At 66.0% G+C, this 12,060-nt stretch carries 11 protein-coding genes and 2 pseudogenes; 5 read left to right on the top strand and 8 right to left on the bottom strand.

Translation table 11 applies throughout. The annotated features are described in order from the left end of the window. Nucleotides 1-270 precede the first annotated feature (270 nt). Nucleotides 271-1,683 carry a tyrosine-type recombinase/integrase gene (locus tag GA0115240_RS08025; protein ID WP_346267925.1) on the bottom strand — a complete coding sequence of 471 codons (1,413 nt, stop codon included), beginning with the start codon at nt 1,681-1,683 and terminating at the stop codon, nt 271-273. 504 nt (nt 1,684-2,187) lie between these two features. Between GA0115240_RS08025 and GA0115240_RS08030 the strand changes: the two genes are divergently transcribed. Further along, nucleotides 2,188-2,562, top strand: a complete 375-nt coding sequence (locus GA0115240_RS08030; protein ID WP_141708763.1) for a hypothetical protein — start codon at nt 2,188-2,190, stop codon at nt 2,560-2,562. Between the two features lie 75 nt (nt 2,563-2,637). Here GA0115240_RS08030 and GA0115240_RS08035 read toward each other — a convergent pair whose 3' ends face one another. Continuing rightward, entirely contained in the window at nt 2,638-2,916 is a 279-nt protein-coding gene (locus GA0115240_RS08035; protein WP_093735962.1) for a hypothetical protein, read from the bottom strand. Nucleotides 2,917-3,800: 884 nt separating this feature from the next. Here GA0115240_RS08035 and GA0115240_RS36085 point away from each other — a divergent pair. Continuing rightward, nucleotides 3,801-4,103: a hypothetical protein gene (locus GA0115240_RS36085; protein WP_141708764.1), complete on the top strand. Its 303-nt coding sequence runs from the start codon at nt 3,801-3,803 to the stop codon at nt 4,101-4,103. Here the strand turns inward: GA0115240_RS36085 and GA0115240_RS36090 are convergent. Together GA0115240_RS36090 and GA0115240_RS08050 are read right to left on the bottom strand one after the other, a co-directional pair. Beyond that, complete coding sequence (locus tag GA0115240_RS36090; RefSeq protein WP_141708765.1) at nt 4,100-4,735, bottom strand: hypothetical protein; 636 nt, start codon at nt 4,733-4,735, stop codon at nt 4,100-4,102. The genes GA0115240_RS36085 and GA0115240_RS36090 overlap by 4 nt on opposite strands. Nucleotides 4,736-5,056: 321 nt before the next feature. Continuing rightward, nucleotides 5,057-6,126 (bottom strand): annotated as a pseudogene (locus tag GA0115240_RS08050) (UvrD-helicase domain-containing protein); the annotation flags it as partial. A 95-nt stretch (nt 6,127-6,221) separates the two neighbouring features. Between GA0115240_RS08050 and GA0115240_RS08055 the strand changes: the two are divergent. From GA0115240_RS08055 to GA0115240_RS36720, 3 genes and pseudogenes are all read left to right on the top strand, one after another. Beyond that, nucleotides 6,222-6,959, top strand: coding sequence for a hypothetical protein (locus GA0115240_RS08055; protein WP_093735989.1), 738 nt, complete (start codon nt 6,222-6,224; stop codon nt 6,957-6,959). Between the two features lie 611 nt (nt 6,960-7,570). Continuing rightward, nucleotides 7,571-7,968 (top strand): annotated as a pseudogene (locus tag GA0115240_RS08065) (transposase); the annotation flags it as partial. A gap of 60 nt (nt 7,969-8,028) precedes the next feature. Continuing rightward, nucleotides 8,029-8,244: a hypothetical protein gene (locus GA0115240_RS36720; RefSeq protein ID WP_093735964.1), complete on the top strand. Its 216-nt coding sequence runs from the start codon at nt 8,029-8,031 to the stop codon at nt 8,242-8,244. A gap of 440 nt (nt 8,245-8,684) precedes the next feature. Here GA0115240_RS36720 and GA0115240_RS36725 read toward each other — a convergent pair whose 3' ends face one another. From GA0115240_RS36725 to GA0115240_RS08090, 4 genes are all read right to left on the bottom strand, one after another. Further along, a complete protein-coding gene (locus tag GA0115240_RS36725; RefSeq protein ID WP_093735965.1) occupies nt 8,685-8,957 on the bottom strand; it encodes a hypothetical protein in 273 nt (90 codons plus the stop codon). Further along, nucleotides 8,954-9,172, bottom strand: coding sequence for a hypothetical protein (locus GA0115240_RS08080; RefSeq protein ID WP_093735966.1), 219 nt, complete (start codon nt 9,170-9,172; stop codon nt 8,954-8,956). Before GA0115240_RS08080 ends, GA0115240_RS36725 begins: the two co-directional genes overlap by 4 nt. 460 nt (nt 9,173-9,632) lie before the next feature. Beyond that, entirely contained in the window at nt 9,633-10,379 is a 747-nt protein-coding gene (locus GA0115240_RS08085) for an alpha/beta fold hydrolase (protein ID WP_237554703.1), read from the bottom strand. 580 nt (nt 10,380-10,959) lie between these two features. After that, a complete protein-coding gene (locus GA0115240_RS08090) occupies nt 10,960-11,979 on the bottom strand; it encodes an aldo/keto reductase (RefSeq protein WP_093735968.1) in 1,020 nt (339 codons plus the stop codon). Nucleotides 11,980-12,060 lie beyond the last annotated feature (81 nt).

A 12,060-nucleotide genomic window follows, 5' to 3' on the forward strand; every position in this document is an offset into this window, starting at 1 on the left:
TCGTCCAACACGTCCGCCGGCAGCTCGACCTGGCGTCCGTCCTCAGCCGCCCCGACAGAGGCGACCACGTCGCTCATCAGGTGCTCCCTTGATCAGGAGATACACCGGTCACCATACAGACCCTCGCCCCGAGCACCGCGACGATCCGCAGGGTCATCGGCTCGGCCATGCCGTCGGAGCCGGTCATCACGTCGCGGACGGCGCGCCATTGGCAGATGGCCCGGGCGGAGTAGATGGCCCGGGCTGAGTCGCCGACCATCACCAAACGACTCAGTCTTGGATCCCCTGCAAGGCGGCCGTGATGAGTTGGTTGGCGTCGTGCTGGTGGCCGCGGAGGGGTTTGGCGTAGATGCGGTAGAGCACAGTGAGGCTGTGTCCGGCGCGTCGAGCAGCTTCGGCGGGCGGGATGCCGGCGGTGATCCAAAGGGAGACACCGGCGTGGCGCAGGCAGTAGGGGACCTTCGCGAAGGGCGTCTGCGCGTCACGGGGTGGGAGGGCGTGCCGGCGGGCGGCGGACCAGATGCTGGAGTATTCGGTGGAGGTGACGCGGCCGCCTCGTACCGCGCGGAAGATTCGGCCGTCAGGTGCGGTGCCGTAGCGCTCGAGGTGGGTGCGGAGCAGGTGGACAAGGTCGGGCGGGATGGGGATGGAGCGGGTGGCGTTGCGGGCTCGTCGCTTGAGGCCGCGGGTGTCGTGGGGGCGGCCGTCGTCGGTCCAGCCGGAGCCGGCTTCGGGATGGCTTCGGGCCAGGACGAGTTCACCCCATGCTTGCGGGCCTGCTTGCGGATCGGGCAGGAGGCAGTCGCTCTCGGTGAGCGCGGCAGCTTCGGCCGGCCGCATTCCCGCGTAGTAAAGGCAGCCGAAGAATGCTTCCAGGTGCGCGCCCCTCGGTCTCTGCTCCCCGACGGCGGCGATCAGGTTCTGGGCCAGGCGCGGGCCGGGTACGTAGCGGAAGTCGGCCTCGATGTCCGTCAGCGGCAGCTGCCAGTCCGTCTTGGGCAGTGGGTTGGCCGTGAGTCGGTCACACGCGACGGCGTAGACGAGGGCGTTGTTGAAGGTCATCCGCTTGCGTCGGATGGTGTTCTCCGCGGCGTTGCCGCCGTCGAGCTTCTGCGAGATCGCTCCCAGTGCTTTGCGCAGGTTTTCTAGGCTGACGGCGTCGGCAAGTGGCAGCGAGTGGTGCGTGATCCACTCCAGTGCGGCCGCCACCTTCGCCGGTGGCTCTTCCGTCTCCATCCGCGGCACCCATGCGCCGTCCCCGCTGCGGTTCATGCGGAACGCCCAGGAGAACAGCGCCGCGCGCAGGCCCGGCGGGGTTCGGCCCCGCGTCGAGGGTGTGGTGAGGGCCATCGTCAGGGTGGTAAGAGCGTCGGCGGTGCCCGCCCGGTGCTTCGCCGAGATACGCGGCCACTTCACCCGGGCGTACTCGGAGGCATGTTCGAACCACGTGACTCTGTTTCTGGCACGCAGTTCTGCGACCGGCAGACCCGTGGCGGTGTCGAATTGCCCGCCCAGCCGCAGCGCACCCATCAACTCGGCACGTCGCCCGTCAGCCTGCGCCTCGAACTGATAGCTCTCACTGTGATCCGCACCGCCGACACGCCACCGCACACGGAACGGCCGGCGCCGGCCCGGCCAAGCCTGGAGCTTGTAGATACGCACGTCGAACGTCAGCACACCCACCCACCAATCCTGCGCCAACGCTCCTGAACAGCGCGCAGGGCCAGCCCACTCCAGCAATCACGCGAGGCGGGTGAGCAGTGCATCAGTACGGCCCGGCGTAAAACAATCATCCGAAGCAGAATCGGCGAACCACTCAAAGACATGACCTTCACGGTCAGTACAATTTCCTCAAGATCCCGACACTAACCATCTCACTATTAAATGTGGAAAACTCATCAAGAGGACTTGATCTCTAGATTCTCTTGAGAAACACATGCTGTGCTTCCTGTCGCCCGGGAACGTTGCCGGCAGCAGGCGAGGTACGGTGCCGATGTCAAAAGTTTTCTGCAGGAGTGATTCGGCCCGAAAAGTTCGGCCTGACCGCAGCACCGCGGGCGAGACCGCGCCTCCGTCCAGGGCAACTGTTCACTCCCCGGTGTGATCTCGTACGCCCGCTGGCGTGGAGTCCAAGACGTGCGCGGATGCCGGTCCCGCGGGACCGGTAGGACGACGGTCATGCGCTCCATGACCCGAACTGTCCTGGCCGCCCTGCTCGCCTGTGCCGCTGTCACCGTGACCGTCCCGGCCCAGGCCGCCGCTCCCGCCGACAGGGAGATGGACGTCGCCCTGCACCAGGCCGTCGCCGAACTCTCCCTGGCTACTGAGGACCGCAGCGGATACAACCGCGAGACGTCCTTCGGCGGCTGGACCGACGACGACCCAACACCCGCGACCAAGTCCTCAAGGACGAAGCCGTCACCGCCCCCGACGATCACCGGCAAGTGCACCCTGACCGGGGGGACTTGGTTCAGCTGGTACGACAACACCACCATCGAAGGCGCCCGCGGCCTCGACATCGATCACATGGTATCCGTTACCTGGCACAGGCGAATGAAGTGATTGCGCAGGTCATTGCGTCGTCGGTATGCCGTTGACGCGCCTTCGGCTGAGGGTGTTGCTTCCTTCCGCGGGTGGTCAGTGGGGGACGCCGGTGGCGGCGCCGGAGCGGATGGCGTCCACGACGGCGTAGTGGAGGGCGGTCAGGCCCGCCTGGGGCACCGGCGCGGGGCTGCCTTGGAGGTGGTACCACTCGTCTGCGCCGGTGTACTGAATGGTGATCTCGGCGTGGGTCCCGAGGTTGGTGGTGGTGACGGTGAGGTCGCCGGTGATGACGCCGGCCTCGACGGTCATGGCGCCGCCGGGCCCGGCGTGGACCTGGTCGGTGAGGCGGGCCAGCGGCTGCAGTGCGGGCATTAGGTGGTGGGGCAGGTGTCGAGCATTTCAGCCAGGGCGTCCTTCTCGGCTGCGGTGGCGTTGAGGTGGTAGAAGTCCTTCACGTCGATCCATGCCCGGGAGTAGGTGCACCAGTAGGACCGCGGTGCGAAGGCCTGCTCCCAACTTGCGCTTGGAGGAGCTGCTCACCTTGCTGGGACGGACCCGCACGCCGGTGCCGGCAGTCGCGGCTGAGCTGAATTGACTCGGGGACCATCAGCGTCCGATCAGACCTTGTCCCAACGGTACCAATCCGATTGTCGCGCAGACCGACCGTCGTCAGTACCGCGATGAACAGCCCTGCCGCACCTACCGTGAGTCGGCACTCACGCCCCGCCGAGGACCTCCAGCAGTCCCCCTACCAGGCCTTCCTGGGGTCCCGAAGCTCAACGGGAGTCTGTTCTGGCGCATGACTCATGTGATCAATTCGCAAAAGCTCTCCCGGATCCGGCGGATCTGTCGGGCTTGCAGGAGCCGGCTGATAGACCCGCTGTGTGCGCGGGAGAGATACCTCCGTTAGCTTGCCGTCGTGCAACATCCAGAGACCGAAACAATCATCCAACTCGTCATGGATCAGCACCTGGACGCTTTCCGGCCGCGGCCAAGAGAGCGACTCCAGATATTGCAGCAACCCGGACCGAGGCCTGACTTTGCTAAATTCTACCGCCCACCCGATACCGAAGGAGCCTGGCCACTGACTCTGAATGGGAACGAAGCGCCCCTCCCAACTACGCGTCTCGTCATCCCTGAGGAGTGGCTCCATTACACTCTCGGCATCGAGCGCGAGAACAATAACCTCCGCAAATCTACTCACTCTCGGCCACCAATCTCATAAGAGGGAGAACAAAGGTTATCATCATGGCCAGATGGGCGTACTCCAATCACTTGGAGGTGCCGACAGCCGCAGCGGCGCAATCATACCTCGACAGCGCCGCCCCGCAAGCCAGAACCATCAGGCGCACTTTCCAGCCGCATCGGAACCGGCGACCGTTCATCAACGACCCGGAACTCAACGAGCCGCGAAGCCAACAGGACATCACGGTGAACACGAGAGCCTTCTGGCTGATGCGGATCTAGCAACCCGCATCAGCCAGAAGGCCCTCTTTTTATTAGGAATTCCTGCGGTGATCGACGTCACCGCGCCGGAACTGCGCGAGCAGATCGGCTAGGCCACCGGGGCGGGACCGCACCCTGTCACCACGCAGCCAAGTCCTATCCCGAAGGGGTCGCCAATACCGTTTATGAGGTCACCGGTTGCATTTTCGAGCCCCTCACCGTAAATATTGACCGGGTAATCGAGAGCAAATGCCATATCGCCGATCACCCCCAGCGTCTTGGGCAAATGCACACCCTCGGGAAGCGGTCCCGTCGAAATTCTGCCGGAATCAAAGCCGCTTTCCGGATGCATGACCCGGACATCCGACCTTCCTTCGTAGAATTTAGCGATGACGGCCGCCTGATCGGCACTGCGAGCGTGTACTATGACCTCTTCCGCCTGCTCCTTGTTCCCCGTGGGGAGCTTATTCGCAACGGTGGATTTCAAGCCTTCGAGATTCTTCTCAGCTTTGGTGACGTCGACACTTACAACACTGACCGGCACTCCCTTTCTGAATTCCACCCTGATGAAATCAGAAGTTGTACCGGTGATGTACTGGCTGCCATCAGGTCTCGTCCTCAGCCCCTTCTCGACCATCCTGTTTTCGTTGCTGTCGTCCTGGAAGTAGTACATAGTCCCTGTTCCGGTTTTTTTGTTGAAGTACCGTCCTGCCGCTTTGAGGTCGTCATTGAGTTGCTCGAGCACCTGCTCCCACCCGTGTTGTCGCCGTGGTCCCTAGTGACGTGAGGCACTCCGTTTTCATCCGTGATGTATTTGTTGCCTTGCTCGTTCACACCTTTAGTCAACGGCTTCAGGAGATTGTCGGAACTCTCGGGGCTCCCGGGGCAGGCAGCGTCGTCGCCTCCGCATTCGAGACGTTGGCCGCTGGGATCGCTGAAAGTGGCGGGATTATTGTCCGAGTAGGTGTAGCCGTTGAGGGACTGACCGTCAGCGGCGCATCACTTCGGGGTGGAATCCGGCCGATAACCCCAGACGAACCCTGTGCGGCTCAGGCTCCCCGGACGCTCATCCTTTGATCGCCGGGGCGTGCGCTGTTCCTTCTGATCCCGTGGGGTGCTGGTCGAGCCAGGCGAGGCCGCCGCGGTCCAGGTGGTGGCGAGCGCGGGTGACGGCGACGTAGGCGAGGCGGGCTTCGGCGTCGTCGACGGGGGCCGGTACGGGCCGGCCGTTCTCGTCGTGTTGGTCGGTCTCTTTGGGCGGGGTGAAGTCGGCGGCGATGCGGACGCTTGCCATTCGCGGCCTTTGGCCTTGTGAGCGGTGGAGACCGTCACGTGGGCTTGTGTTTCGTCGGCAAGTTGGTCGACGGCGGTCAGGATCACCTGGGCTCCGTGGCGGTCGACGAGGTCGACCAGGGGCTGCAGGTCTCCTCCGGCAGGGTCGCTTGCCGCGTAGTCCTGGACCGCTCCCCAGGTGGGGAACAGCACCAGTTCCGGGTGGGTTGTGCGGCGGCCCTCTTTCAGGTCCTGTACGGCCAGGGCCAGGGCGCGCAACTGTCCTCCTCCGCCGACCAGTGCGGTGCTGTGGCCGACATCGAGAAGGTGGAGGACCCCGGTCATGGCGCCCATGTCGGTACGGCAGAGCACCGCGTCCGGCTCCGGGCAGGGACCGAGGCCGGGGCAGACGGTATCGGTAACGGTCAAGCGGATCGGGGCGTCAGCGATCGCCAACCAGCGGTTGGCCTCTTGGGCGAGGGCCGGGCCGAAGCGGAACGAGCGGGACAGGACCAGGGCTGTGCCATCGAATCCGGTCATCACGTCGCGGGCCCCGCGCCAGTGGTAGATGGCCTGGGCGGAGTCTCCGACCATCACCAGTTGTGCGTGGTCCCGCTGTGCGGTGAAGACCTGCTCGACGACGGGGTTGGTGTCCTGGGCCTCGTCCAGGAGGAGGAAGTCGGCTGGGATCTCCGGCCGGGTGAGGGCCCAGATCTTCAGGTAGTGGTCTGGCCGGCTGGGTGATGCCGAGGTCCAGGCCGGTTTTCCAGGCGGGTCGTCGGGGGCGTTGAGGCGGTGCCGGTAGCGGTGGCCGACGGCTGCGTAGGCCAGGGAGTGCGGGGTGGTGCAGGTGACAGTGGACGGGGGAAGCACGGGTGATGGGTCCGTGGTCGGAGCGGGAAGCTGAGGGCGCGGAAAGTCTGAGCGCAGGGTGGCGGCGCAGCGTAGGCTCCGACGCTGTGGATCTGCGAACCTTTGCTTTCGATGACCGGCCTGACCTGCATGGGCAGGCTGAGGAGATCTTCAGCGCGGGCTGGCCTGAGTTCATCTTCCATGATCCTGTTGCTGACCAGCAGATGGACAGGGTCCGACAGTGGTTCGGGGAGCTGAACCTTCTTCTGGTTGATGGTGAGGACCAGATCGTGGCTGGCGGGTGGGGTGTCCCCGTGCGCTGGGACGGGTCGCTTGATGACTTGCCCGGCGGTTATGACGAGTCGCTGGTGCGGGCGGTCGCCCTGCGTGAGGCGGGTGGCCAGGCTGACACGTTGGTGATTGCTGCGGCTCAGGTCCGTGCAGGTCTGCAGGGACGTGGCTTGGCTGCTGAAATGCTCGGACGGCTCGTGTCGGCCGCGGAACGGGCCGATCTGGCCCGCGTTATCGCACCGGTGCGGCCGACGTTGAAGGCGCGCTATCCGCTGATCGCGATGGATGAGTTCACAAGCTGGATCCGGGCGGATGGCGCTCCGTTGGACCCGTGGCTGAGGACTCACCATCGCATGGGCGCTCGTTTGCTGTGTGCCGCAGAGCGTTCCATGGTGTTGAGGGGCTCGGTCGCCGACTGGGAGAAGTGGGTCGGGTTCGCCCTTCCCGCCTCCGGTAGCTACGTGGTCCCGGGAGCGCTTGCCCCACTTGTGATCGATTGCACCACTGGTCGGGGTGAGTTGGTGGAGCCGAATGTGTGGCTTCAGCACCGGTGAAGTGCCGTGTTCTCCGCCAGGTTGGGCTTTCTGGCCGGTTGGGCTGCTGGGGTTCGCGGTGCGGTAGGGGTGCGGCGGGACACCAAAACACTGGCCCCTACCAGGAGTAACCTGACAAAGAAGTAGGGCAAACCAACCGAAAGGCTGAACCTCGAACCCCACTGGAAACCACGGTCCCGTACGGACCGCGACCGCCGCGGAGCCTGGTTGGGCACAAACTGACGACACGTCACGTGGCGCCTTGTCCAAAGTCCCGGCAATCTTGTGGATCGGCGCCCAGACCGCCGGGTCGTCGACCGCACCGCTGAGATCAGTCATCTGGAGACGCTCCAGCCGGTGCGACAGCACCATCGCCTCGTCTCCGGTGAGTTTGATCGTGACCTGGACATCGCCCAAACGCACCCCGTCGCACCCACGACCGACCAACCGTCGCACCAAGGTACTGACCATCAACCTTGACGAAACCCCCAGGGGCACCCCCCGCATCCTGTGCCCGGTCCGCCCTACGGCAGGGCCGGTAACCTAGCCGAACCCAAGGTTGCGTCCTTGGAAGTGGTGTAGCGGGTTGGACCTGATCCGGGGATTTGTCCCGGCGTCCGGGTTGGTGCCCGACGGTCTTCGAGCAGCCCGACACCGATGCGGTCAACGCCCAGATGCGGCACGTCCTGGACATTCTGGAAGCCAAGTTCCCCAAAGCCGCAGCCCACCTGGAGGCCGCTCAGGCGGACGTGCTGGCCTTCACCACGTTTCCCCGGGAGATCTGGCGGCAGATCTGGTCAAACAACCCGCAGGAGCGACCGAACAAAGAAATCCGCCGCCGCACCGACATCGTCGGGATCTTTCCCGACCGCACCGCCGTCATCCGTCTGGTCGGCGCCGTCCTGGCCGAGCAGAACGACGAATGGACCGAAGCCCGCCGCTACATGAGCCGCGAACTTCTGGCCACAACCCACCACCCGATCGAGTCACAAACCGACGAGACCGTCTGCCCGCCGAACTCACCGCATAGCCTCACAACAAGATCACCGAGTGGCCGCAGGCATGGAAGCAGTGGAACGCGGAGTACGAGGTGTTCCAGGAGCGCAAGACGTCCGGCGCCGTATTCATCCGGGACAACGGCTGTGGCTTCTCGACCCTGGTCGTCGTCACTGGTCCGCACCGAGGCACGATGTGGTTCGACGGCCGCGCGACCTGTGACCAGATCCTTCCGCTCAACCTGGACGGTCGGCCTGTGTCGTTCACGGACTGGCTCGGTCGGAGTTCCATGGATCTGCTCGACTGGTGAAAGCGCCGAGCCGACACCGGGCCAGATCAGGAGCGGTCAGGTCAATCGCGGGTCACGTCGTTACCGCGAAGACGAGCCACATGACCGGGATGAAAACAGGGTCACCATGGAGAATCATGCTGGGAGGGTAGGCCGTAGCCCGGCCCGGGGACCAGCAGCCCGGCGGTCAGTGCCACTGAGCCGATACGGAACGCGGAAACGACTCCGAGCCCGCCCCGGCCACGAACCACCGCAACCGGCGCGCCCCCACCGCACGACCTCATTGCGGCGCACAGCCGCCCAGCTGCTGACCGTCACCGAATCGCGCCGACCGTCACCGAATCGCGCGCCTCCTGGATCAAGTCGTAGACGCCGTTGCGAGCGAAGACGAGCACGCCATCAGCCCGCGCAGAGCCCCCTGCAGGTGACGTTGGGCCCAGCCCGCACAAGGCGGGCAGCAATCAGACAGGCCGGGAGGACAGATTCGGCGCCTTTTCTTCCACTGCCTCGTCATGACGGCGCAGAACGACCAAGTTGTTCGCCAGCAGCAGCACGAACAGGGCCACCTGCACGATCGACTCGATGATTCTCAACCGGCCGGCCCCGGAGGCTATGGAGTACACCAGAAGCGCGATGGCCAGTGCCAACGCCAGCGCAAGCAGCCAGCGACTCCATCGCAGTATCCGGGCCGCCCCCGGAAGCAGGGGGTATTGCTGCCCGGTCCAACTGGTCACCGCTGCCGCTCTTCCATGGTCTCCGTACGGCGCAGCGCGATCATGAGCATGATGCCGGAGCCGGCGAACACCACGGCGCTGGCAATCGGCCACGCCAGCGCCCACCCCGTCGGATCCCCGACGACCAGGCTGACGACGACTCCCGTGAGGTAGACCGCGGCGCTCAGCAACCAGATCCGCCGGGCCAGGCGGCGGCGGTCCCCGAGGGTCCGCACACGGACCGGGCGACACCCGCCACGCGGGGCGGGGTTGTTCAGCAAGTGCTCTATGCCTCCCGTCTGCCCCGCGCCGGGCGGGCAACAAGCGGGGCCGACCTACTGGGTGCGACCCAGGGATCAGGGCTCGACGGCCTGGGCGCGTGTCCGAGATGAAATACAGCGGCCGCCACGGACGCAACGCCGCCCCGGCCTGGTTGACGATGCCGCCCGCGCCGTCCAGAGCTCCTTTCAGCAGACGGCGGTGGGAGCCGGCGACGCACGCCTCCGACAAACGGTTCTCCACCTCGAAGCGGGCCGGACACACGGCCATGCGCTCCGCGTACGGGGGGCATCCCAGCCGACCGTCTGGATCGCCTGCGCGGCGACCGCGTACTTGTCGGTCTGGACCGCCTCGCTCGGTGCGCTTGCGGCGGCCACCACCCTGCGATCGGCGGGAGGACCGCGTCGCGTCGTGGTGTCAGTGCTGTGCGGCGAACATGTCCTCGATCGCCTTGAGTACAAGGTCGGGATGCTCCGTCGGCAGCTCGTGGGAGGTGCCCGTGGCGGTGACGAGCGTTCGGTTGGGCGCTTCCTTGACGAACGAAGCGGCGGCGTCACGCCAGCGCTGGGCGTCCTCGGGAGACCCGCCGAACGGGGTCTTCCCCGACACCATGACCATGACCGGGACCGAGTCCGGCCACGTCACCTCATGGAATGCGTGATGCGCCGCGGCGAAGCCCTCCGCAGTAGAGATCAGCTGACGATTCGCCGGCTTCTCGGGATCCTTCCTCGCCGCGTCGACCTCCGGCTGGGACGCCGCCACGAGACGGGCAATCTCCTCGTCCGTGAAGAACTGGGGAAGGTTGGCGTCGACCAGGACCGCACCGGAGAGCATCGTCGGATTGTCCCTTGCGAGGTAGTTCGCGATCTCGCCGGCCTGGGAGTGGGCCACCAAAGTCACGTCGGTGGTGATGCCCAACTGCTCCAGGCCCGCCTCGAGGTCGCTGACGGCGCTCTCGACCTTCCACGGGCCGGGCACCACGTCGCTCCTGCCGAGGCCGGCCCGGTCGTAGGTGATGACGGTGGCGCCGGTGGCCGCATGAAGCCTGGGGACGATGTCCTTCCACTGCGAGGAGTACTCGCCGCCGCCCGAGTCCAGAACGATAGTGGACCCGTTGCCCTGCGTGACGAAGAAGGCCAGACGGTGACCGTCGTTGTCGACCATACGCAGCTTCGCCCCGGCCGCCCTACCCGCCCTCGCAGAAGCGGACGACGAGGCAGACGACGAGGCGGACGACGAGGCGGACGACGAGGCAGAGCGGCTGGAGGAGGAGCGGCTGGAGGAGGAATCACCGTCGCTGCACGCCGTGACGGCACCGGCGGCCAGGGTCAGCAAGGCGAGAGACGACAGAACACGATACGCGGACCGGTGCTTGCGGGGAGTGCGGGACATCAGTGATCCTTCGACGGCTGCGGGTGCTGTGGCCCGCCCCATCATTCGCAGTCCCAGCTGCCCACACGACCCGGCTGGCATGTCAGTTGACGGTGACGCTGAGGCCAGTGAGCGTGGTGGGGACAACCCCCCATAGGCGCGGGCCCGGGCTTTCGTCCGCCGGGAGTACTCCGTCCCCCAGACAGGGGAACCTTGCCGACCTTTCGCTCCCCCGGCAGCAGCCGCACCACGATGGGACCGCCACCCCGAGGTGGTTCCTCCGGCCGGGCATCTGTTCCTCGGCTTCCAGTGCGGTGGTCACGACGAAGTGCGCGCTGTCCGGTGTCTGCGGCCGCCAGCACAGAGCAGGGGGTCAGCGGCGTCGCCGGTCGGCTCGCAGCTCGAAGTCGCCGTAGCTGTTGTCGGCGGGGTTGACGGTCACGCCAGGGGCCACGATGTCGTCGATGCGGTCCAGGACGTCGGCCGGAAGCGCGACGTCGGCGGCGGGCAGGAACGCTTCGAGCTGTTCCATGGTGCGCGGTCCGATGATTGCGGAGGTGACGCCGGGGTGGTTGATCACGAAGGCGACGGCCATCTCGATGAGGGTCAGACCGCTCTTCTCAGCCAGGAGGGCGAGCTGCTCAACGGCGTCGAGTTTGCGCTGATTGGCCGGGGAGTCCATGTCGAAGCGGGCCTGGGGGCGTGCGGCGGAGGCCGGGCCGGAGACGGCGTCCTTGCGGTAGCGGCCGGACAGCCAGCCGCCGGCGAGCGGACTGTAGGTCAGCGTGCCCATGCCGTGGCGGCGCACCGCGGGGAGCACGTCCTCCTCGATTCCGCGGACCAGAATCGAGTACGGCGGCTGCTCGGTGACGAACCGCTCCAGATGGCGTTCCCGGGAGATCCACTGGGCTTCGACGATCTGCGAGCCGGAATACGACGAGGAGCCGAGGTAGCGGACCTTGCCCTGGTGTACGAGGTCGGACAGGGCGCCGAGGGTCTCCGCGACGTCGGTGTCCGGGCTGGGGCGATGGACCTGGTAAAGGTCGATGTGGTCGGTGCCGAGGCGCCGCAGCGAGTTCTCCACCTCGCGGATGATCCAGCGTCGTGATCCTCCGCGCTGGTTGGGGTCTTCCCGGTCCATCGGCATGAAGAACTTCGTGGCCAGGAACACGTCGTCGCGACGGCCATGGAGCGCTTTGCCGACGATCTCCTCCGAGACGCCGGCGGAGTAGACGTCCGCGGTGTCAATGAAGTTGATGCCCGCGTCCAGGGCGCGGTGAATGATCCGGATCGAGTCGGCCTCGTCCTCGTTGCCCCAGGGGCCGAACATCATCGCGCCCAGGCAGAGCGGGCTGACCTGGACGCCGGTGCGGCCGAGCGGACGGTAGCGCATGAGGCTGTACTCCTTGGTGAGCGGTCGGTTCAGTCGTTTCGGGAAGCAGCGATGGTGCCGGGGCCGGCCCGACGGGCGAGG

The organism is Streptomyces sp. DvalAA-14 (genome assembly GCF_900091855.1).
In the GTDB taxonomy this organism is placed as follows: domain Bacteria; phylum Actinomycetota; class Actinomycetes; order Streptomycetales; family Streptomycetaceae; genus Actinacidiphila.